The sequence below is a fragment of the Sinorhizobium sp. GQ132 genome, from assembly GCF_059758575.1.
In genome coordinates, this window is the sequence record NZ_JCAXDX010000017.1 from 40,500 (window position 1) to 62,408 (window position 21,909).

Annotated in this window: 19 protein-coding genes and 3 pseudogenes; 7 read left to right on the forward strand and 15 right to left on the reverse strand. The window is 61.4% G+C overall.

Annotated elements, in window-relative coordinates:
- Positions 1 to 68 precede the first annotated feature (68 nt).
- Together AC6CIG_RS27075 and AC6CIG_RS27080 are read left to right on the forward strand one after the other, a co-directional pair.
- Positions 69 to 749: a Crp/Fnr family transcriptional regulator gene (locus tag AC6CIG_RS27075; protein ID WP_102763107.1), complete on the forward strand. Its 681-nt coding sequence runs from the start codon at positions 69 to 71 to the stop codon at positions 747 to 749.
- 281 nt (positions 750 to 1,030) lie between these two features.
- Positions 1,031 to 2,674 (forward strand): putative bifunctional diguanylate cyclase/phosphodiesterase, encoded by a 1,644-nt coding sequence (locus AC6CIG_RS27080; protein WP_498324167.1) that lies wholly within the window; start codon positions 1,031 to 1,033, stop codon positions 2,672 to 2,674.
- Positions 2,675 to 3,073: 399 nt separating this feature from the next.
- On the opposite strand, the pseudogene istA reads toward AC6CIG_RS27080, so the two are convergent.
- From istA to AC6CIG_RS27095, 3 genes and pseudogenes are all read right to left on the reverse strand, one after another.
- Positions 3,074 to 3,834: pseudogene (istA, locus tag AC6CIG_RS27085) on the reverse strand (IS21 family transposase); the annotation flags it as partial.
- Between the two features lie 154 nt (positions 3,835 to 3,988).
- Positions 3,989 to 4,573 carry a DNA cytosine methyltransferase gene (locus tag AC6CIG_RS27090; protein WP_245425211.1) on the reverse strand — a complete coding sequence of 195 codons (585 nt, stop codon included), beginning with the start codon at positions 4,571 to 4,573 and terminating at the stop codon, positions 3,989 to 3,991.
- Between the two features lie 122 nt (positions 4,574 to 4,695).
- Positions 4,696 to 5,040 carry a hypothetical protein gene (locus AC6CIG_RS27095; protein ID WP_102763103.1) on the reverse strand — a complete coding sequence of 115 codons (345 nt, stop codon included), beginning with the start codon at positions 5,038 to 5,040 and terminating at the stop codon, positions 4,696 to 4,698.
- A gap of 542 nt (positions 5,041 to 5,582) precedes the next feature.
- Here AC6CIG_RS27095 and ric point away from each other — a divergent pair.
- The 3 genes and pseudogenes from ric (at position 5,583) to AC6CIG_RS27110 (ending at position 7,806) form a co-directional block, all read left to right on the forward strand.
- The gene (gene ric, locus AC6CIG_RS27100) at positions 5,583 to 6,245 is read left to right on the forward strand and encodes an iron-sulfur cluster repair di-iron protein (RefSeq protein WP_102763102.1); all 663 of its coding nucleotides are present in this window, start codon (positions 5,583 to 5,585) and stop codon (positions 6,243 to 6,245) included.
- Positions 6,246 to 6,272: 27 nt separating this feature from the next.
- Positions 6,273 to 7,486, forward strand: a pseudogene (locus AC6CIG_RS27105) (NnrS family protein).
- A 23-nt stretch (positions 7,487 to 7,509) separates the two neighbouring features.
- On the forward strand, positions 7,510 to 7,806 hold the full coding sequence (locus tag AC6CIG_RS27110) for a DUF6522 family protein (RefSeq protein ID WP_102763173.1): 297 nt from the start codon (positions 7,510 to 7,512) through the stop codon (positions 7,804 to 7,806).
- A gap of 108 nt (positions 7,807 to 7,914) precedes the next feature.
- On the opposite strand, the gene hmpA is transcribed toward AC6CIG_RS27110, so the two are convergent.
- From hmpA to AC6CIG_RS27150, 8 genes are all read right to left on the reverse strand, one after another.
- Positions 7,915 to 9,126: an NO-inducible flavohemoprotein gene (hmpA, locus tag AC6CIG_RS27115; RefSeq protein ID WP_102763101.1), complete on the reverse strand. Its 1,212-nt coding sequence runs from the start codon at positions 9,124 to 9,126 to the stop codon at positions 7,915 to 7,917.
- 218 nt (positions 9,127 to 9,344) lie between these two features.
- Positions 9,345 to 10,349 (reverse strand): FAD:protein FMN transferase, encoded by a 1,005-nt coding sequence (locus tag AC6CIG_RS27120; protein ID WP_498324168.1) that lies wholly within the window; start codon positions 10,347 to 10,349, stop codon positions 9,345 to 9,347.
- Positions 10,342 to 10,902 carry a nitrous oxide reductase accessory protein NosL gene (locus AC6CIG_RS27125; RefSeq protein WP_498324169.1) on the reverse strand — a complete coding sequence of 187 codons (561 nt, stop codon included), beginning with the start codon at positions 10,900 to 10,902 and terminating at the stop codon, positions 10,342 to 10,344. The genes AC6CIG_RS27120 and AC6CIG_RS27125 overlap by 8 nt, the downstream gene beginning before the upstream one ends.
- Positions 10,899 to 11,726 carry an ABC transporter permease gene (locus AC6CIG_RS27130; protein WP_102763098.1) on the reverse strand — a complete coding sequence of 276 codons (828 nt, stop codon included), beginning with the start codon at positions 11,724 to 11,726 and terminating at the stop codon, positions 10,899 to 10,901. Before AC6CIG_RS27130 ends, AC6CIG_RS27125 begins: the two co-directional genes overlap by 4 nt.
- Positions 11,723 to 12,637: an ABC transporter ATP-binding protein gene (locus tag AC6CIG_RS27135; RefSeq protein ID WP_498324170.1), complete on the reverse strand. Its 915-nt coding sequence runs from the start codon at positions 12,635 to 12,637 to the stop codon at positions 11,723 to 11,725. The genes AC6CIG_RS27130 and AC6CIG_RS27135 overlap by 4 nt, the downstream gene beginning before the upstream one ends.
- Positions 12,634 to 13,998, reverse strand: a complete 1,365-nt coding sequence (locus AC6CIG_RS27140) for a nitrous oxide reductase family maturation protein NosD (RefSeq protein ID WP_102763096.1) — start codon at positions 13,996 to 13,998, stop codon at positions 12,634 to 12,636. The genes AC6CIG_RS27135 and AC6CIG_RS27140 overlap by 4 nt, the downstream gene beginning before the upstream one ends.
- Positions 13,998 to 15,917 carry a TAT-dependent nitrous-oxide reductase gene (nosZ, locus tag AC6CIG_RS27145; protein WP_102763095.1) on the reverse strand — a complete coding sequence of 640 codons (1,920 nt, stop codon included), beginning with the start codon at positions 15,915 to 15,917 and terminating at the stop codon, positions 13,998 to 14,000. The genes AC6CIG_RS27140 and nosZ overlap by 1 nt, the downstream gene beginning before the upstream one ends.
- A 24-nt stretch (positions 15,918 to 15,941) precedes the next feature.
- Positions 15,942 to 18,209, reverse strand: coding sequence for a 4Fe-4S binding protein (locus AC6CIG_RS27150; RefSeq protein ID WP_498324171.1), 2,268 nt, complete (start codon positions 18,207 to 18,209; stop codon positions 15,942 to 15,944).
- A gap of 174 nt (positions 18,210 to 18,383) precedes the next feature.
- Between AC6CIG_RS27150 and AC6CIG_RS27155 the strand changes: the two genes are divergently transcribed.
- Both AC6CIG_RS27155 and AC6CIG_RS27160 read left to right on the forward strand, forming a co-directional pair.
- Positions 18,384 to 19,214 (forward strand): ferritin-like domain-containing protein, encoded by an 831-nt coding sequence (locus AC6CIG_RS27155; protein ID WP_102763093.1) that lies wholly within the window; start codon positions 18,384 to 18,386, stop codon positions 19,212 to 19,214.
- Positions 19,215 to 19,492: 278 nt separating this feature from the next.
- Complete coding sequence (locus AC6CIG_RS27160; RefSeq protein ID WP_498324172.1) at positions 19,493 to 20,011, forward strand: GNAT family N-acetyltransferase; 519 nt, start codon at positions 19,493 to 19,495, stop codon at positions 20,009 to 20,011.
- A 296-nt stretch (positions 20,012 to 20,307) separates the two neighbouring features.
- On the opposite strand, the pseudogene AC6CIG_RS27165 reads toward AC6CIG_RS27160, so the two are convergent.
- From AC6CIG_RS27165 to AC6CIG_RS27180, 4 genes and pseudogenes are all read right to left on the reverse strand, one after another.
- Positions 20,308 to 20,460, reverse strand: a pseudogene (locus AC6CIG_RS27165) (YeeE/YedE family protein); the annotation flags it as partial.
- A 54-nt stretch (positions 20,461 to 20,514) separates the two neighbouring features.
- Positions 20,515 to 20,832, reverse strand: a complete 318-nt coding sequence (locus AC6CIG_RS27170) for a c-type cytochrome (protein WP_102763091.1) — start codon at positions 20,830 to 20,832, stop codon at positions 20,515 to 20,517.
- 61 nt (positions 20,833 to 20,893) lie between these two features.
- Entirely contained in the window at positions 20,894 to 21,184 is a 291-nt protein-coding gene (locus AC6CIG_RS27175; RefSeq protein WP_498324173.1) for a hypothetical protein, read from the reverse strand.
- Between the two features lie 134 nt (positions 21,185 to 21,318).
- Complete coding sequence (locus AC6CIG_RS27180) at positions 21,319 to 21,900, reverse strand: NAD(P)H-dependent oxidoreductase (protein WP_102763089.1); 582 nt, start codon at positions 21,898 to 21,900, stop codon at positions 21,319 to 21,321.
- Positions 21,901 to 21,909: the final 9 nt, after the last annotated feature.

The following is a 21,909-nucleotide window of genomic DNA, read 5'->3' on the forward strand; positions in this document are numbered from 1 at the left end:
TGACCAAGATCAACTTACCGCAACCGACATAGCGCTAGGCTGGTGGCATGTTTATTGGGACATGCGCAATGGAGACACTACAATTGACTTCGAGCGACAGGACGACCTTCTTGCGTTCGCGCTTCTTCGTGCGGCTGCCGCGCTCCACTGTCGACGCCATTCTCGAGGACACGAGGCTGTCCACTTACGAGGAGCACGATGTCCTCTTCCACCAGGGCGACAGCATCGACGACGTGTTCTTTGTACTTTCAGGTCTGATCCGCCTCTACCGTGTTGGAAAAGATGGGCGCGAGGCCGATGTCGCGGTGTTTTCCAAAGGCGAGATGTTTGCCGAGAACGCCATGTATCTAGGGCGTGCCACCGCCAGCGCGGAGGCTGCCGAAGCATCCATAATTGCGCGAATTGACAGTGCCAAGCTTCGGCAACTCGCCGTCGCAGACCCCGATGTAGCGCAGGCTTTCATCGAGCATCTCTGCCATCGAGGCAAAATAACGGAAGACCTGCTCGCACAAGATCGCCTGCTCACCGCTGCCCAGCGCGTCGCAAGCTACATACTCGATCAATGTCCAAACGGCACTACCACAAGCTTCTCGTTCCGCTTGCCGTTCCAGAAGAACGTGCTTGCGGGGAAACTTGGCCTCGCCCCGGAGGCCCTTTCACGCGCCTTTTCGACGCTGCGCCAGTCGGGAGTGACCGTAAAGGGTCGGATGATCGAGATACATGACCGGCACGCGCTGGAGCGGTTCTGAGCCGGCGCTGCAACACGCTCATCCGAAAACAATCAGCCCCCCGACGTTCAGAGCCACGAGTTCGCCACTCAATACATCGACGGACGCTTTTCCCTCCCTCGCGCATGCCGGCAACAACCGTGTCGGTGGGGCCGTTCAATTTGATGTTACGCGTGCTGAATGCTGAATAGCCGCCTTGGTACGATTATGATATTTACCGACAACCGTTAGTTTTGCCGCACGGGAAGTTTATAAGTTCTGGCTGCTGAGACGTAGTCGGCCTTGCACGCAGAGACCTCAGGATGGCAGATATCGGCATGGCGTCGTCGAATTCATCGAATGGTGGAGCCGGTGAGCTCATCTCAACATTCGGTGAGGAGTTTAGGCTCGTCAGTTGTTCGTCGATGCTGGGGAGAACCTATCCGGCGGCCACGTCGGGCGAAGCAACGCTCTGGAACATTTATCCGGAACTCTTGTCTCCCGACCTAAAGTTGGCGGTACAATCGGTACTCGCTACCGGTTTGCCGAAAAGCATGACAGTTCCCGGTTCGTCTGCATCGGGTCGGAAGCTCTTCGTCTTTCGAGGGGAGCGGGGCGTGGGAGTCATGGAGGTCGGCGAGGCCGCCGTACAAGCGCCTGGATGCGAGACCGACGAGCGCGTTCGTCTTCTCCACCAGGCCATGCACGACGCTTTGACCGGATTGCCGAACCGGCGTCAATTCAGTCACGACTTGCACGAGAATCTGCCGGTGCAAGCCCCGCAAAATCTTGCGTTCATGCAAATCGATCTTGATGACTTCAAACCCGTCAATGACACGCTCGGGCATGCTGCGGGTGATCTAGTGCTCAAGGAGACCGCTGAGCGACTCCAAGCCGTGCTTGGCGAGGGGGAGACTGCCTATCGACTGGCAGGGGATGAGTTCGCCGTCATCCAACGAGGTGGACGGCCGGGCCAAGCCGAGCGTTTAGCCGAGTCGATCGTAGATGCCTTCAGGGCGCCCTTCAGCATCGAAGGTATCGAGGTGTTCGTCGGCGCGAGCGTCGGCATCGCCGTCGCGCCCGAGGACGGGGACGATGGCGAGCAGTTGATGCGAGCCGCGGACATCGCACTCTACGCTGCGAAGAACGACGGGCGGGGCCGTGCCAGAGCGTTCAATCGTTCCATGCTCATCATGTTGGAGCAGCGGGAGATGCTGCGGCGCAGTCTGCGCGTAGCGCTTCGGGAATGTCAATTCTTTATCGAGTACCAACCGATTGCAGAGGCCGCCGCTATCGTCGGTTTCGAGGCTCTACTCAGATGGGAGCACCCTTTCGCTGGGACTGTGCCGCCAGGGGTATTCATCCCAATAGCGGAAGCAGACGGGCTGATGGGTGAGATAGGGGAGTGGGTGCTCGAGCAGGCTTGTAGACAGGCAGTTACGTGGCCGGAGCACTTCACGGTCGCGGTGAACCTCTCACCGGCCGAATTCCTTCGAAAGGGTCTGACGGACCGGGTGGCGAACATCCTCGATGCGGTGGGTCTCCCGCCCGACCGCCTGGAATTGGAAGTAACTGAATCGGTTTTGCTGGAGCGCAGCACCAACAATCTCGACACCCTACACACTCTGGAGGTGCTGGGCGTTCGTATTTCGCTCGACGATTTCGGCACGCGCTATTCTTCCTTGGCGTATCTGAAGAACTTCCCCTTCGACACCATCAAGATCGACCGGTATTTCATCAAAGACGTCGAAACAGACGACAAGAGCCAGACCATTGTCGGCTCCATCATCTCGCTTGCTCACGGGCTGGGGATGCGAGTCGTGGCAGAGGGAGTCGAGAATGCCGCTCAGGCTGACTGGCTTAGAAGGAGAGGGTGCGACCGGCTGCAGGGAAACCTGTTGAGCGTCCCGATGCCCGCCGATTCGATCGAGACATTCCTTCGCCATACATCCATGGCGGCTTCGTAGCGCGCTCAATATTTTCGGCTTTTCGGATCTTGATGTGGACACGCGTGCTGTCGGCACACGTCCACGTTGATCAGTCAAATCCCGAACGGCTTCGTCCGGCCTCGTCGGCGCCGGGCGGAACAGCAGTCCCGGCTGGCGGCGTCGACGAAGGCGGACTACCGCAAGCCCGCAGGACGTCGCCGCGCCGTGGACATCGGATTCCCGAGCACCTTTCGGCACGTCAGGATGCGGGCGGCGGAAGCCAATCTTCGCCGCTTTGATTGTCCGATGAACATCCGCCCAGCTTCCAGCTTCGGCGGCAGTGCAAGATCCTTTCCGTAGGCCTTGCTTCCACCTTCGGCTGACGTTGGCCGTTGTTCAAGATGCGGGTGATCGCCCGGTATTCATACCTCAGCGGACACGCCGCGGATTGGCGACGCTGTCCAACCAGTGCCGCAGTTGAGCGTTGAGGTCGTCGAGGTTGCGGAACGAGCGCGCCAGGAAGAAGTCTTCCCGAATATAGCGAAACGGTCTCTCGACCTTGCCCATCGTCTTGGCCCGATAGGGACGGCATGCCCTGGGATGAAAGCCGTAGTGACGCGCGAGATCAACAAGCGCACGGTTATAGACAATACCCTCTGTCTCGCCTTCGCCGATGACTGCCGTCTTCATCCGATCGTACAGGATCTCGCGCGGAACGCCCCCAATCGCCTCGAAGGCGGCGACATGGCAACGCAGCACGGTCGGCAGGTTCTGATGCATGACGAAGCGCGCCCAGATGAGGCGGCTGTAGCCGAGCACCATGGAAAACAACCAGACGATCCTCGGCGTCGTCGGTTCATCGGTGAACACGACATGAAACTGGGCAAAATCGACCTGCGCCTGCTCGCCCGGCGGCGTCTCGAAGCGAACCTCGAACCCTTGCTCGCTCGGTGGTCGAACGTCACGCAAGAAGTCGGTCAGCGCCGTGTAGCCGCCGGAATAGCCGAGATCCTTGATCTCGCGGAAAAGCCGCCGCGCTGTCAGGCCGGGATAGGCCTGCACGCGTTCGCGAACGGGTCGATCACCGTCGCTCTCGGCTTGCGCGGGCCATAGACCGGAGCCTCCAGCCCGCGCTCGATGTACTTGCGCACCGTCTTGCGATCGATACCAGCCTGCCTGGCGATCGCTGACACCGACAGACCTTACCGATGTAGATCCAGGATCATCATCACCTCCCTCAGCTTGATCACCGAAATCCCCTTCCGACCATCGGAAGCAGTATCGGTGATGACATGTGACCGATCTTCCGGGGCGCGCGCCGGAAGACCGCTCACGGCGCAAACTGGGGAAGATTCAAACGGCACATTTGGGGAGTATTGTTCCGGTATCCACATCGCATGGAGGAGGCCCGAGACAGTTCTCGAACATGAAGGCCCATGGCTTCATCTCCGCGACGGCTCTCGCACCTTCCATGAGAAGATCGCGGGGATCGTCCTTGCCGAGGCCCTTGCCGTCCTCCGAATAAGGCTGGCAGGGCAGACCGCCGACGAGCAGGTCTATGCGCTGCTGGCGGTACGGCTTGAAGTCGACGCTCCGAAGGTCCTCCTCGATGACGTTCCACTCAGGCCGGTTAACGCGCAGCGTCGCTGCGGTGTTCCTGTCGATCTCCACCAGGGCCACCGGCTGGAAGCCGGCGGCTTCCTGGCCGAGTGCCATTCCGCCTGCACCGGCGCAAAGTTCGACAAACCTGAGTCGGCGCTCCGGCAGTTCGAAGAGCGGGCCTCGAGGCTCGGTCCAGGAAGCAATGAGCCTCAACTTGGGGGCGCTTGTCGCCGCGTGCAGGCAGTGGATCACGTCCGTCTGTCTGATTCCCTCGCGCGTACCGTCGAGCACGTATCCGCCTCGGCGGCCGAACCTGCCTTCGGCGAACTTCCGCAATGAATGGTATCCGCGAGGGGCGGGAAGGGCGGAGGATGCTGGCAGGCACTCGTTCTTCGAGTCCGAGGCTACCGAAATCGGCCTTGCCGGCATCTTGGCAAACACTTCCGATGCTGGGAATCCTATTCGGAGAGATCAGGTAACACTCGGTGCCCGAGCGGCATCGGTTCTTGAAGTCGCATGTCGAGCGTGTTGTGAGCTGCCTGCATCATGTCCATGTCATGGACGTGACTGATGGCGGCCAACTCGTTCATCAGATCACCAATGATCAGGTCAACACGGCGAGGAGCGCCCGTGGCATCCTCAATTATGACTGCCTCAAGTTGTTCGAACGATCCCCCAAGGGCACGGTAGAGCTCCAAGGCTGCCGCCAGGAAATTCCTCTGGCGCTCCACGAGATCCCTCGCGGAAGCTTCTCCAGCTCGGGCCGCCAAAAGCTGGACAGCTTTGTTTTGAAACGCGCTCATCCTTACAGATTTTCTTCACAATAAGCCTTCTTGAGGTTGCGTTTCTACTACACGCATAACGTCTAATTTTTTACTAATTCAGGAATTGACAAAATACATCTTCCGGTAAACGGGGGTCTGGATGCCGAAGCAAGTTTGACGGGTCACAGCCACAATCACGCGGTCGCTATCAATTTACCGCGGCGACAGCGGATATCTCTCCGACACCCACGGTTGTTGATCTGGAACAATGACCGGCTCCGGAGGGTCGTCTATTTGCGGCTTGATCTCCTGGTCTCCGACTTCGAGCTGGTGAAGGTTGAAGGCGAGATTGACATCCGGCGCTGAGCACACGCTCGCGGCGCGCGGCGCGGCCAAGTTTCGGGCTTAACGGAGGGCATTATTTGCTCCAGCGCAAGGAACCCTCAGCCCGACACATTTAAAAATGTGCGGACCATCTTCTGCACAAGGCATGTTGAGTTCAGGCGCCTTCGGCGCGACACCGGCTTCAGCCAGCGGGAGCCAAGCACATACTGGCAAGCATCACGGCAAGGGAACAGATCATGACGGAAACAAGCCTCGACAACACTGTCTCAGCGATCGCAGCAGAGTTGCCCGGAGCCGCGGAACTCTTCCGGAGCCATAACATCAGCTTCTGTTGCGGCGGCAACGTCCCGCTCGCGGAAGCCGCCGTCAAGGCGGGTCTCGCGCCGTCGGCGCTGCTTGCTGAGCTGGAGGCCCTCGTGGTTGCTGCAAGACGAGATGCACCCGAAGAAACATCGGACCTTATCGGACACATCCTCGACAGATATCACCAGACGCACCGTGCGGAGCTCGCCTGGCTCATCCCGCTCGCCCAGAAGGTGGAGCGGGTGCACGGAGACCACCCCTCGGCGCCGATCGGCCTTTCCCAGGTACTGGAGCGCCTGCGGGACGACCTCGAGAACCACATGATGAAGGAAGAGCAGGTTCTATTCCCAATGATGCGACGCGGCGGCAGTGCGGTGATCACCAATCCGGTCACGCAGATGCGAGACGAGCGCGAGGAAGAAGCAGGGCATCTCCGGACAGTCGAACATGTGACTCATGGGCTTTCGCTGCCGCCAGGCGCCTGCGGCTCGTGGACCGCACTCTATACGGGACTGCGCAAGTTCACCGACGATCTGGTAGCGCACATGCATCTCGAGAACGCAGTGCTATTTCCACGCTTCGAAACCACGTCCTAGGCGGCTGTTTGACGCACGAGTCAGCAGATGGGATCAATCTGGCGGATACCATACCGGCCACTCTTCTTTCTCGCGGGACTATGGGCGCTGATCGTGCCCATGGTCTGGCTCCTCCCGGAACAACTCGTGCCGGACAGGGTCGAGTGGCACAGCCGCGAGCTTCTGTTCGGCATGGGCGGAGCTGCGGCAGGGGGCTATCTCCTGACTGCCCTGCCGGCCTGGACGAAGAGCGGGGCCGTACCGCCGGCCGTCACTGTGATGGCTACCTGCCTCTGGTGCGCCGCCCGCCTAACCGGCGCGCTCTCGGAGCACCTGCCCCTTGTCGCTGCCGCGGCCGGGGTATCGGCCTATTTCGCGTTCCTGACTGCGATACTGATGCGTGGCGTCGTGGTCTCCGGGGCGTGGGATCGGTGCTGGGCGCCGATCGGAATAGGCGCGCTTGGCGTAAATGCCGTGGGTAGCATCGGCGATGGTCCGAGTCCCACGCCGCTGCTTTATGCCGCGCTGATCATCCTGATTGGCGGACGCGCCGTGCCCGCCTTCACCCGCTCCTGGCTAGACAGGACAGGGGGAGGGAAGTCCCTCCGCAATCGGCGGGCGCTCTCGCACCTGGCGGTCGCGGGCATTCTCATCGCGACCTGTCTTCGTGGCGCTTGGTCGCCGACGCTGTCAGGTCTCCTGCTGTTGTTTTCGGGCGCTCTGCTGCTGTGGCAGATGAGCGACTGGCAGAGCATCGGGACCCGCCGCTATCCTGCCTTGTTCATCCTGCATGTCGCATTCGCCTGGACGCCGACGGCGCTCATCCTGGGCGGTCTTTCAGCTATTCTAACCGACCAGATTCCAGCAGATGACGCCTTACACGCGCTCACAATGGGGGCGATGGGTACAATGATCGCCGCCTTCATGATGCGCCCTGCCATGTTCCGCAACGGCGAGTCCCTGATCCTCGGCCGGGCGATGGCTGGCGCGTTCTCGCTGGTGTCGCTCTCTGCTCTGCTGCGGATTTCCGGCGGCTGGCTGGATCAGGACCATTTCGAACCCGACGCCGCTTCCGCAATCTGCTGGATGGCGGGGTGGACGCTTTTTCTGATAGCATATCTTCCGGCCATGAGCGGCCCTGTTCCCAGACCCGCGTTCAGCGCCGCACTCGGCAGTCAGGTCGAGCGCGGCAACGGCAAGGCGGGGTGCCTCTGTCCGCAGAGCACCGAGTTGCCGATGGTCCAGGATACCCAACCGAATAGACGTATCTCGCAAGGAAAAAGTGATGCACGTGCAACGAGATCAAAATGGAGACTTCACATTCAACCCCGCCGCGCTCGCGGATCGTTTCCAGCTCTCAACCGACGACTTTCGTCGGAACATCCGCAGGGGACTGGTGACCAGCATGGTCGAGCGCGGCGAGGGCGAAGACGTCGGCACGTGCCGCTTGCGCGTGAAGATCGGAAACCGGGTGTGGACCGCAATCCTGAACAGCGAGGATCGCGTGATCACCGAAGAAATGACCATTTATCGCGCGAGCGCGCGAACATCACGAGCCAGACCATCCGTAGGGGAAAGCTGAACCCGCCGCAGACAGTCCCAAGGGCCTGCACTACGCCAAGACTAACTTGAACCTGGCCTTGGCTCCAAATCGATGCTGCCTGACCAATTGACGCTTCGTCCGGTAACCTCACTCGGCAAATAGATTGGGACCGAATACTTCGTAGTGGATGTGCGCTTCGGAAATGCCAAGACTGAGCAGCATGTCGTGCTGCATGCGCATGAACGGAACCGGTCCGCAGATATAATAGTCAGCATCTTCGAGGAGTATGCTGTCCTTGATCCTTTCGACGTCGACCAGGCCCGCAAAGTCGTAGTCACGTCCTTCGGTGTCCGTCGGCAGGGGCTCGTTGTAGAAGATGAAAAGCTTGAAATCCGGATAGGTACGGGAGGCGTCCTTCAGACGGTCGCGCATCGCATGTACCGCGCTGTTGCGTGCGCCGTGCACGAAAACGACCTTCCGCGGCGGCGCCTGAAGCGCTTTTTTCAGCATGCTGACCATCGGCGTCAGCCCGACCCCGCCGCTGATCAGAACGATCGGCGTCGTCGCTGTGACGTCGATGTAGAAGTTCCCGTAGGGAGCCGTGAGCTTGAGTTCGTCGCCGACATTGATCTCGTCGTGCAGCAAGGAAGAGACATAGCCGGGCGTCCCCAATCCGCCATCTTCTCGCTTCACCGAAATTCGATAGCTGCGTCCGTTCGGAGAATCCGACAGGCTGTATTGGCGTATCTGCTGGTACCCGAGCTTCGGCACGTGCACGGCGACACTCGTGTATTGTCCGGGCTCGAAATCCGCCACCTGTTCACCGTCCGCCGGCTCCAGCACGAATGAGGTAATGACATCGCTCTCCGGATTCTTCTCACGAACGATAAAGCGCCGCCAGCCGGTCCAGCCACCGGGGCGGTCTTGCGAGCGCTCGTAGAGCTCACTCTCCATGCCGGCCAGGATATCCGCCAGATTGCCATAGGCCTGCGCCCAGGCCGAGATGATCTCCTCTGTCGCGGCGTCTCCCAGCACCTCCTTGATAGACGCGAGCAGATGCTCTCCGACGATCGGATACTGTTCCGCTCTGACGCCAAGGCTGGCATGCTTGTGGGCGATGTCCTTCAACACCGCCGAAAGGCTCTCCGGATTCTCGATGTTGGCCGCATAGGCGTAGACGGCGCGGGCGAGCGCTTGCTGTTGCTCGCCCCTTTCCTGATGCGCCATGTTGAAGATGTTCTTAAGCTCAGGATGCGCCTGAAACATCCGCTTGTAGAAGTGCTGGATGATCGCGTAACCGTGCTGCGCCAGGACTGGGGCAGTGGCTTTGACGATTTCCTTGGTCTGCTGGGTGAGCATTTGGGGTTCTCCTTTGGCCACTGAGCGGCTCTTCAAACCACGACGCTGTGACTGCGCCGGTTCAACATACGAATGGACCGACATGCCGTGCGGTACTGTGTTTCGGCTGAGCTGAGATTCTACTCAGCAATAGAGCGGAAATGCGCGCAACCGTCATTGCGACCGGACCGAGGATCGAATTTCGTTGTTCTCGAACCACGGATCTTTGGCCCGCGAGGTCAGGCAGCCCGGCCGAACCGCTCGTGCGCACCCGAAGCGGAGATCATGTCAACCGCCAGTTCCGAGTGGTGCTCGCACGCGATGCGGACAGCCGAAGTGCCCAGAAGGCTGAAGGCGGTTGAGAAGGCGTCGGCAGCCGTCGCAGTCGGGGCTACGACGGTCACCCGCCGATGGAGTCTTGGCGTTGCCCCGCTCAGCGGGTCGAGAATGTGGCCGAAGCGGCCGGAGGCGTCGAACTGGAAACCGTCCGGGCTCGAGGTCGCGACGGCCCTGTCGACGAGATTCAGAACGCTGTCCGGCGTGCCGGCATCTTCTCGCGTCGTGAGTCCGACCCGCCACGGCTGGCCGTCCTGCTGCGCCCCGATGGCGCGTGTCTCACCCATGCTGACCAGACTGTTTGCAATGCCCGCCTCCCTGAGCAGGCCGACGATCCGGTCGGTGATGTAGCCCTGCGCAATGCCGTTGAGCGTCAACGCCATTCCCGGTCGGGCGAATACGACGCGATCGCGGTTGAACTTGAGCTTCTCGAAGCCGACGCGCGATAATGCGCGCCTCTTCGCGTCCTCGGACGGCCCCGCAGGATCGGCGTCGCTGGCGGAAAAATGCTCGGCATAAAGCGTCCACAAAGGCTGAACGGTAGGGTCGAAGGCACCACCAGTCGTCTCCCAGAAGTCACGGCTCGCCTCCAGCAGGTTCACCAATTCCGCCGGCGGAGCGGCGATCGCTCCGGTTCGGTTCAGCTCGGAGAGGGCGGAATCGCGTTGGTACAGACAGAACACCCTCTCGAGGCGCGACACCTCGGCAACGACGCGGTCTACTAGCCGCGCGGCGTCGGCCCGGCTCTCCAGGTTCAGGATCAGTGTCGCCGGAGCGCCCAGGGCACGGCCTCTCCACGTCACCGCGGCCACTGCGGCTTCGGCTCGTCCGCCAAGGCCTATGAGCGGGAGTCCCGCGGCAGCGGCCATGATGCAGATCGCCCGGCGGCGGGTAATCGGACTAGCCATGAGTTTGCGCCTCCCCATGGCTCTCAGTTTCGATTGCCGCGCCGTGCTCGGAGGCCCCGGTCCCCAGCACATAGTCCTTGGGAATTTCTTTGAATCCGGTGATCCGGCCGCCATTCTTCGCAGCGAAGTCCCGCGCAGCGCGTTCGCTCGAGAACGGCACCGCCTCCTCGGCGCCCATCCCGCCCCTAACCTTGCTACCGATGACGTAGAACGCCGTTTTCGCGTCGATCCAGTTCTCCGCTCCCGGCTCCTCCCAGCTCTGCGCCGCGCCCATGTCCGATACATAGATCGCGGCGACGTCCTTGGGTTCCTCCGGCAACAGGATGAAGGCGACGGTGTCCCGGGCCGATGAGAACCAGATGGGTTCGGGGATGTCCTGCAGGATGATCTGGCCCTTCGGCCCCGGATGCTCGAGGACGTTCATTCCGCAGTAGCGCCCCATCGCGTCGGCCGTAAGCGCATAGGGGGAGGGCATCGTCGCATCCTCCTCCTTCTGGCAGCCGGCAAGGAAAAGCGTTGCGGCGAGGATTGCAGTGGCGACCGTGAGCCTCATAGCTCCCTCCTTGAGAAGATCAACGTGGCGAAGCCGAGCGGTGCGAGCGTCCAGAACCCGAGAGCTGCGAGCAGGACGGGCGAGGAAAGGCCGGTGTGGTCGGCGACGCCACCCAGGGCCGAAAGAGCGCTTGCCCCGCCGGAGCCGAGGTTGAGCAGGCGGTAGACGTCAGTCGGGTTGGCGAGCAGGAGCAGGTTGAGCAGCCCGGTCGGAATGGCCAGCCCCTGCGCGGCAACGAGGCCGCCGAGCAGCGCCATGTCGTAGATCAGCACGAAGAACAGCCAGATACCAATGGCGATTCCCCCGGCCGTCGCGCGCTCCCTGGCCACCGAGCTTATCAGATAGCCGATCGCAGCAAACACGGCGCCAAGGAGGATCGAGGATGCGGTCATCGACCCGAAGGCCTGCCAGCTATCCGGTCCGACAGCGCTTCCCGTCGCGATCAGCGCCGCAGCAGCCGCGCCGTAGCCGAAGAGCGTTGCGAAGGCAAGTATCGCCAGATGACCGAGGAACTTGCCGAAGACGACCTCGCGTCGTCCGATAGGATAACTGAGGAGAAGCAGCATCGTTCCTCGCTCCATCTCGCCGACGATCGCGTCATGCGACAGCAGGAGCGCGATCAACGGCACGAGGAAGATGGTGAGGCTCGAGAGGCTGACGACGACGACATCGAGCTTGTCGACGCCCACGCTGCCGGTCGGCACGCTGCCAAGGAAGGACAGCGTCAGGGCGAGTGCGGTCAGTAGCAGGGTGGTCGCCAGTACCCACCGGTTGCGCATGCCGTCCTGGATTTCCTTTCTGGCGATGGTGAGGATATTGCTCATTTCGTTACCCCGCCGTTGAGAAAGTGCGCATAGAGGTCGTCGAGCGTCGGTTCGGTGATTGTCAGGCCGGAGAGCAGCGCAGCATCCGCGGTGATGTCATGCAGCAGCGCGATCTTGCGGTCCGAGGAGACTTCGGCGTCGACGACGCCGTCCGGGCCGCGGCACCATTTCATGCCGCCATTCAGCCAAGGGGGCGTGGCGTCGGCTTGCGAGAGCTTCAGGCTGATGCGCGTCGGCAGCCGGGCGATGCGACGAAGCTCCTCAAGCGTTCCGTCTACGATCTTGACGCCCTTGTTGACGATGATCACGCGGTCGGCCCGGCCCTCGAGTTCGGTAAGCGCGTGCGACGAGAGCAGCACGGTGGTGCCGTTCGCCCGCAGCTCGCTTATCAGCTCGTAGAAGTTCCGCCGCAGGGCCGGGTCAAGGCCGCTGGTGGGTTCGTCTAGCAGCAGGATCCGTGGCGTGCCGAGCAGGGCCTGCGCCAGCCCCAGGCGCTGTCGCATGCCCTTGGAATAGGTCCGGACCGGCCGGTCGACGGCTTCCTCGGCGAGGCCGACGCGCTCGAAAAGGCCTTTGGTGGCGGCACCGTCCACCCGCTTCAGCCGTGCATAGAAGCGCAGAGTCTCCCGGCCCGTAAGCGCCATGTTGAAGGAGACGCTTTCCGGCAGGTAGCCCAGGCTTTGCCGTACCGCGAAGTCGCCCGTCGCCGGATCTTCCCCCAGGACCCGCACCCGGCCTTTTGTCGGCCGGATGAGGCCGAGCATGAGCTTGATGAGGGTGGTCTTGCCAGCGCCGTTATGCCCGACGAGCGCGACGGTTTCGGCTGCTTCCAACCCGAATGACATGTCTCGCACCACGGTTGAGTTTCCGTAGCACTTGCTGACGCCGGCTATCTCGACGGTCCCGCTCATTTCACGGCCTTCCTGTCTGCCGGCACCATCAGCGGGCGGCTGTCGACGACGCCGCCGGGCAGGATTGCCGGAAACTGCGCCTGCGCCCAGCGGATGACCTGGACCGCGGGGCTGGTGGTCAGCAGCTTTGCCTGTGGTGAGGTCCATAGCACCTTGTCGATTAGATCGTTGGGCCTGTAGGGGTTGTCGCCAATTCCGTCGCCGTCCAGGTCGAACGCGGGATTGTCGCTCCAGTAGTTGCCCTGTCCTTGCGACGACCAATCGAGGTGGCGCGTTCCCACGTACTTGACCTGATTACGGTTCTTGATGAAGGAGTTACGGCTGATCAGGTTGCCTTCCGAGCCTGCCGTGAAGTGGATTCCGATCGCGCAGCCCTCGAACACGTTGTCCCGAAAGCGGTTCTTGTTGGCATTGTAGATGAAGACGCATTTTTCCGGTCCGAGGCGGCGGTCTTCACCTGCGGTCAGGTTCTCTTCGTCGCCCTTCGGAACGCCATGTCCGGAGGATCGCGCCTTCAGCCAACGGTCCGCCGGCTGAAGGCGGCCGACGACGATGTTGCCGGTGATCCGGGAGTTGTTCGCGTAGTTCAACAGAAGTCCGTGGTCGCGATCCCCTTCCGAGCGATTCCCGTCTATCTTGAGGCGGCTCGAATACATGATCGCATAGCCGACAGCGTTGCCCGTCGAGACGTTGTCGCTGATCTCGCTGTCGTTCGTGTACATGTAATGTACTGCGAACCGCAGTTCGCGAAAGCGATTGCCGCTGAAGACGTTCCGCTTGCTCGTCTTGCTGAAGATGCCGTCCCGCCCGTAGCTGACGTCATTGCCGACGACCCGAGCGCCCGGCGCGTTCCAGACCGATATGCCGTCTCCCGCCTCGCTGATCCTGCCCTCGCGCAAGCCGACGATCCGGTTGCCTAGCGCCGAGGAATCCCGTGCACCGTGCAGATAGATGCCGACGAGATTGCCGATGATCGCGTTTTTCTCCACGCGCGCTCCGGTCGCCGTCTGTGCCACGAAGATGCCGGAGTCCATTCCATAAAGGTCCTTGCCCGACCCTCTGACCTCAAGCCCGCGAACGATCGACTGCGGCGCCTTCACTGTTATCACGCTGCCTTTGCCGTTGCCCATGACGACGGCTCCGGATTCGCCTTCGAGCGTCAGCGTCTTGTTGACAGTGACCGGCCCCTGATGTTCCCCTCCTTGCAGTACAATAACGTCCCCCGACGCGGCGCGGTCGAGCACAGGCTGGAGCGGCGATCCGTCGGCAGCCTTGCGGATCGTCGCCGCCGATGCGGGACAGGCGAGGATGACGGCGGCAAGCGCCGCCATCCCGAGTGCCGATATGTTCGGACGAGCCATCAGGCGCCCTGCGCCTCCACGAGCATGCGGCCCTTCATCTCCATGTGCATCGCATGGCAGAACCATGTGCAGTAGTACCAGTAGACGCCCGGCCTGCTGGCCTTGAAGGTGACCGAAGCGGTCGCTTGCGGTGCAACCTCCATGCTGATGCCGTAGTTGACGATGCAGAATCCGTGCGTGAGGTCCTCGACCTCGTCGATATTCGTCACATAGACCGTAACCTCGTCGCCCTGCTTGACGGTGAAGTCCTCCAGCCCGAAGGCAGGGGCAGCGGACGTCATGTAAACGCGGACCTTGTTGCCGTCACGGATGACTTCCGAGTCGACCATCAGGTCGATGTTGTCGGCCTTCGCCTGGGCGACCGCATCGGCGAAGAAAGGATCGTCCCTGTTCCAGACGTGGACGGGGTTGATCTTGGAGGCATGGACGATCGTCGCGTCATGGGGTTCGGCAAAGGTCGGGTTGTCGTGCACGAGTACCATCTCTTCGCCCGAAATATCGATCAGTTGGTCGTTTTCCGGCTTGAGCGGGCCGACGTTCAGGTAACGATCCTTGGAGAACTTGTTCAGTGAAATCAGCCATTTGCCGTCCGCTTCCTTGGTCTGCCCCATCGAGGTGTGGTTGTGGCCGGGCTGATAGTGAACATCGAGCTTGTGGCGTATGGGATCGACCTTCTCGCCCGCATAGGCCCGCTTGGCGTCCTCGATGTTCCATTTGCAAATTTGGCTGTCGATGAACAATGTCGTGTAGGCGTTGCCCTTGCCGTCGTAGGCGGTATGCAAGGGACCGAGACCGAGTTCCGGCTCGGCGACAACGGTGTCGCGGGGCTGGATCTTGTCATCGAAGAGATCATCGAACTTGCGTACGTCGAACACGGTCACGGTCGGCGAGAGCTTGCCGTTCGCAACGACGTGGATGCCGTCGGGCGCCGTGTTGATGCCGTGGGGGCTGTTCGGCACCGGCACGTAGCGCGTGTAGGGCGAACCCTTTCGGCCGTCCAGCACCGGCACGCCGCCGATCTCCTTGTAGTCGCCCTTTGCGACCGCTTCCTCGATCCGCTTCAGGTTGAAGATGACGACCCAGTCCTGCTCGCTCGCCATCATGTCCGCCAAGGTAAAACCCTCTTCGGAATTGTAGCAGGTCGCGAAGCAGTACTTGCCCTGGTAGTCGGCGTCGACGTTGTCGAGGTTGCCGTCGACCATCACCTGCCAAGCGACCTTCATCGTCTCGCCGTCCACGGCGGTGAATATCGCCTGGTAGGAGTTCTTGTCGCCCATGGTCTTGCCGTCATTGGGGACCGGCACGGCGTCCTCGCCATTGCAGAAGACGTACCCGGTCTTCGGATATTTCTGGACCCGAAGCCCGTGAACAGTGTGCTGGTTCGGAAGCTGGATGATCTTGTCGCACTTCATGACGTCGAGCCGAATGCGGCAGACGCGGGAGTTGGACTTGTCGTTGGCGTAGAGATAGCGCCCGTCGTAGGTGCCTTCTGTAAAAGACGGATGCGGATGGTGAAGGTCGCCGTTCAGATAAAGGCCCCCCTGATCCTTCAGGAACTCGACCGTTTCCGGCAGCAGGCCCTCGGTCATGACCTTACGGCTTTCGTTGGTCTGGCCCCAGCCGGTCGCACTGCACCGGTTGAAGACGGGGATCCTCATCATCTCGCGCATCGAGGGGGCGCCGACGATACGGATTTCGCCCGACTGACCGGATGAGAAGAACACATAGTACTCGTCGAGCTCGCCGGGCTTCACTTCGTAACTTCCGACGGAAGCCGCCTGCGCTTTGGCAGGGGTCGCCGTGCCGCCAGAAAGCGTCAGCGCGCCGCCTGCGCCCATCGCGCCGGCCGCCGCCATGAAGGCGGTCGTGCCCAGCATCTGTCGTCTGTTCAGACGCATCTTGGTTTCTTCGTTTGACATTGTGCCTCTCCTTGGATGTTGGCTTCAGACGGGGTTTTCCGGCGCCGTTACAGCCTTTCTGATCGGGGCGCCCTTGTGAGTCACGACGGTCTTCGCCGGCACTTCCCCCCGCGATACCGGGGTGGAAAGCGCCATGAACTTTTCGCGTTTCAGCCGCACCTGGATCATGTGCGGACAGCGCTGGTCGTCGTGGTAAAGCTCCTGGCAGTGCATGCAGTAGATGCACTCGTTGACATTGATGCCGCCCTCCGGGTGGATGGACTGGACCGGGCACTCCTTGGCGCAGCGCTGGCAGGGCGAGCCGCATTCCGGCCACCGCTTCAGCCACTCGAACATGCGGATCCGGCCAGGGATGGCGAGTGCAGCGCCCAGCGGGCAAAGGTAGCGGCAGTAGAACCGTTCGATGAAAAGGCCGGCGGCGAGCACGGTGAGCGCAAAGACGACGAAGGGCCATTCGCGGGCGAACTTCAGGATGATCGCCGTCTTGAACGGCTCCACTTCAGAAAACATCTCGGCAAGCGCGAGGGAGTAGAGCGACAGCCCGAAAAGGCCGAGAAAGATGATGTATTTGATCGGCCAGAGCCGCTCGTGCAGGCCCCAGGGCACTCTCACCTGAGGCACCTTCAGCCATCGCGCGACATTGTTGGTCAATTCCTGCAGCGCGCCGAACGGGCATAGCCAGCCACAGAAGGGGCCGCGCCCCCAGAACAGCAGCGCCGCAGCGACACTCCCCCACAGGAGGAACACCAATGGGGCGGAGAGGAAGAACTCCCAATGGAAGCCCGTCACCAGGGAGTTGAAGAATGTCAGGACGTTGACAACAGAGAGCTGGGCGTTGGCGTACCAGCCGAGCCACACCAGCGTGAAGAGCAGGTAGCCGCGTCTGATCCAGGCAAACAGCGCCGGCCGCTTCACCAGCCAGTCCTGGAAGAAGAAGATCAGGGTCAGGACGAGCACGGCAGCCATCGTGACCGCCACCAACACCCGGTTCATGTCCCACATCTTCATCCACAGGGGCTGCCCCTCCGCCAGCGGCTCGGCAGGTGCAGCCTGTTCGGCGATACTTGGCTCGACAGGCGGCCGCGCTGCAGCGGCCTGGACGGTCACATGGGCGTCGGGCAGGGCATAGCTGAGATTGTAAGGTAGCACCGCCTTGTCGCGCCCGCCGGCGCTACGCTGAACCAGTAGCTGCAGTTCCCACGGTGCGGCAACGTCGAAACCGAAGTCCGCCGGAACCACAAACAGGGCGATTTCGCGAAGACGCGGCGCGCCGGACGCAGCTAGCATCGGCAGCCGTGTGTGGTCGCGGTCGCGGAACCGCAGGCCCTGGCCATCCTGGAGAAGCTCAATGCGGTCGAAAATCCCGCCACGGACGTAGCCGGAGCCCTTGAAGGAATAGGCCCCGTCGCCCGCCACGACGATCGCCTCCTCTCCCGGCTTCAGCTTGGCGCGCATCTGCTCGTAACGGGCATCGCCGAGCAGCGACCTTCCGATCACCGGCACGCTCACCGGCGCGATGTAGAGATCGATGAACCGATCGCCGGGACTGTGCGTCTCGGGCCGGCCGGCAGCGGCCGGTTGGCCGGCCTGGCGGAAGGCTTCCGTGACCTCGCCCACCGTAAGGCGAAGGCTTCGCACCGATCCGTCGCCAACCAGCGTCTCCCAGTCGCTCGTCCCCGTTCTGGAGAGGTCGATTTTGCGGCTTTCGGATGATTGACCGGTCGCCGCGGCGTCCGCGCCGAACCTATTCGCACGGATCAGCTTGAGGGCGGAACGGACAATGCTGTCGCCCATGACCAGCACGGTCACGGTGGCGCCGCTGACGATGTCGACCTGAGGCGGCCGGTCGGCGCCTGAGGAGACCCGCCCGAGGTCTTTGCCGATGATGGCGTTGACCGATGCGACGACCTTCGCCTCTGGAATGCCAATGAGGACGATCGGCTCCTTGTGGTCGACGAGCTCCAGCCCGCGTACAACGCCTTTCGGATCGATTCCAACCACGATATGGATGGGCTTGCCGGAATAGCCGACGGAGCTTGTGACGTCGGAATTGAGATACGCGTAACCCAGCAGGCTGTCGCCGCGGAAGACGGGTGCGATCGGCGGATCGCCGGTGACCTCGCCGAAGCGGGTTGCACCTGGAAAGATCTCCTGCGGCTGCACCTTTTGAAGGTAGATAGACAGTTGGCCCGCGGCCATGCTCGGGCCGGCCAACAAGGCGGCGATGCAGAGAGCGACGAGGCCGCGCAGTAGGCGTTTCAATCCGATCTTATGTATCGCTGCTTGGTACATCGGGTTTCCTGGGCCACAGAGAGCCACTTCCATCGCGGGCCATTTCACACGGCCCGAAATGAATTTCTTTGCGCCAGATCAACTTGATTAAATTCAACTTGGGCCAATGTGTCTCAGGTCCGGAGGACCGAGTTCAGAATGCGCAGCTACGCGTGCCAACCGGGAGAGCAGGACATGCCCGAAAAGAGAACCGAACCGTGGGTGATGGTGTCGATGACCGAGCTGCTGTCGTTCGCCCGCGCGATGGAGCAGGAGGCGGTCGACGGCTATGTCGCTCTGGCCGCGCGCATGCGGGCCGAAGAACGCCCCGACCTCGCCGCAGTCTTCGAACGTCTAATCGCGGAAGAGGAGGGGCATCTCGGAAAGGTGGACCAATGGCTAGGCGAGAGAGCTCCACAACCAGTCAGCCTCCCAGAACCGTTCTTCGATGACGAGGGGGCGGGCGTTGTTGCTTCGGAGCTGCTGACGTCGTACCGCGCGTTTTCCATGGCGGTGCGCAACGAGGAGCGGGCCTTCGTGTTCTGGACCTATGCGGCGGCGCATGCGCCTTCCGAGGAAATCAGGCAGGCCGCCGAGCGACTGGCAAGGGAGGAACTGGGCCATGTGGCGACACTGCGTCGCGAGCGCCGCCGCGCCTTTCACGAAATGCGCCACGCGGAATCCGGCTCAATAAGGGACGACTTGCCGACGCTCGAAGGGCGGCTCGCCGAACTGTTGATACGCACCCCTGCGGCTGCACTCGGAGAAACTGCGGAGCGGTTGCGCGGCTTGGCGAGCGAGGCGCAGGAGCGCGCGACCGCTCTAATAGCAACGCCGCCTAGCGAAACGCCTCTGTTGCAGCACGTTCCCGCGAACGTCACCGGGCGGCTGGTCCCACTCTGCGAATTCCTGCTCGATTGCTATCTCGACCTTGCGGAACACGAAAGCACCGAGTCGGCAAGAGCTCGGGTGCAGACGTTCGCCAGCGACATGATCCGCTGCCTCTATGCAGTACGGGAACTTTAGGCTGCGGCCAGGTGGCATCACCGTCACAGGCACTGGGCCACTCCGGCGCTGAAGCCCACTAATCCATAGTCGTTTAGCTTTGATTTCGCCGTCCACTCGTATATCGGCGAAGCGGAGAGGCACTACCCCAGACGCTCCGAGCCTTTTTGATCGGTTTCCTTTGGTGAAGAGGAGATTGATCCGGAACAATGCGCTCCATTCTCCTTTGAGTAAATGTTCAGCAATCATCTTCCGTTTGCATTTGCCGGAAGGGAGAAGGCGCAGCCAAAGGAGACACTATGGGAAACTGGACCGCAGATCTGACGACCCGAACCGGGCTTAAAATTCACGTCAGGCCCGTTCGGACCGAAGACGAGCCGATGCTTGCCGAATTCTTCACCCATGTCACCAAAGAGGACCTGAGTTTCCGCTATCTTACTGGCCTGAACGAGGTCGGCAAGGAGCGTATCTCGGCCCTCACCGATGTCGATCACGTCCGGACGGAGAATTACCTGGCTTTCGGCGAGAGCGGCGATCCGTTGATCGCCACTGCGATGCTGGCCTGTGATCCCGCATTCGAGCGAGGCGAGGTGGCGATCAGCATTCGCTCGGACTACAAGAATCGCGGCGTAGGCTGGGAGCTTCTGGGATTTCTCTCGGGGGTCGCCCAGGCGAAGGGCGTCAAGGTGCTCGAGTCGATCGAACGGCGCGAGAACCGTGCGGCGATCGAAATCGAGCAGCAGATGGGATTCACCACCGTGACCGATCCCGACGACCCCACGATCCTCCTCGTCCGGAAGGAACTGAGAGCGGCGTGAGACGCCGCCGCGCTTGAGCAACTTTGTTCGGCCGGAGCATCGCCGTTCCGGCCGGAGTGCTGCCATCTCCAGTCTGGACCACGATGCCGCGGATGACTGTGGTCAGTTCAAGCGCTAACGCAGACGCTGGAGCCTCTTCCACTTCCAGACTTACGAGGACAGCCAGCTTTCTAGGGTTATTGGTATCATGCAGTGCGTTGCGATTTCATCGGAAGTTGAACGGCGTACCAATCCGTCAACTCCGCCGCACCTCACACTCGCTCGGCGGGTCTACTTTCGGCAGCAGGCGCGGAAACCAGTCCCAACTTGCTGTTGCCGTCATGAGTCAGCTGTGGCGGCCGCTAAACCGGAAATGCCGCTATCTTGCCGTTCAGCAGAAGGTAAAGGCCTGGCGACAGGCCGATCCGGAGACCGCCGGTTAGTGGCCAGGGATAACTTACTTCGGTGATTGCGCTCACACTGCGAAATCGGTCCAGGCCTCGATCCGCGACGATGGACTAGGGCTATCTCGCCTTTATGTACGCAACGAGATCGGCAATCTCGGCACGTGTCAGGGATAGATTTGGCATGCGGGAGTGGTGAGGGGTAGCCAAAAATGCCGCAAGGCTTCTCTCGTCAAAACGTTCCGATTCAGCAATCTGAGCGAACGTTGGAACAGTATCAGAGCCGCGAACTTGTCCAGGCGCAACGACGTGACACTCGCTACACCAGCGTTGGGCGATGGCGCGTCCGTGGAGCCGATCGGCCGCAGCGCCCTCGCCACTGACAGTCAGAAGAAGGGCAACGGTGCCAGCACATTGCAGACCACATATTCGCTTCATTGCAGCCGTGTCCTAATGGTTGACCAGCAAGTCGTACCAGCTTGGTTGCAATCGATAGATCTCAAGTCGCGTCCGGGTGATTAACTTTCCAAACAGACACATCAGTCGCGGTTACTGCAACGCGCCCGTCGGACGTGAGCTCCTTGCCATCGAATTTTTGAGACGCGATATCGCTGAAGATTGTAACGTATTGCTGCAGTCGACACTCGTTGCAGAGCGGGGGATCGGCGATATCGAGAAGGGCTTCCTTCGTGACAAGAACGATCTCGTCGCCTCCGATGTCTCTCTCCATGATCAGAAGCGCCTCGTCTCCCGATGCCTTCATCATTCCACTGAGCAGCTTCAAGGGCATGTTCGTCCTCCCGGCACGAGTGCGAGGCGAGCCAACCAAAACGGCGTTCACTCAAGCATTATGCTTCGCACGCACGGAAACTCCTTGATCAAGCTCAAAGTCGATCTTCAATCGCGATCCGTTGGAGGTTAAGATCACCGTGCCCGTCTGCCGCAATTGCGCATCTCGTCGAGCCAGCGAGAGCGTTTCTTCTCATCGGCAAAGGAGAGGCCGTAGAAATTCTCGCGAATGGGCTTGATTCCGGCGAAGCCCAGCATACTGCGCTCGAAACTCCGAACGCCATACGCGCCGAAATACCACCGGTAAAGAAGCACCGGCATACCCATGGTGACAATTATGCGGGCGGAGCGCCCGGCCAGCAGCCGCTTCGGAAAGCCGCCCTTCTTGTATTCCATCGCAAAGCCCGGCCTGAAGATGTGCTCGAGAAAGCCCTTGAGCAGGGCCGGCATCGTTCCATGCCAAAGAGGAAACAGAAAGACCCAGTGCTCTGCCCAGCGCATGTCCTCTCGGGCCTGCTCCAGGCCCGGTGGCAACGCCCCGGTCTCGAAATCCTCCTGCGTCCGCAGCAGCGGAAACTCGAGCTTGGCCACTTCTATCCGCCGTACCTCGTGTCCCGCTGCCGTGGCGGCCTCGGCGTAAGCGTCAGCCATGGCGTGCAGGAGGTGGTGCCTGGCCGGGTCCGGATGGCCCTGGACAATCGCAATGTGCCTGGTCATCTGCTGCGC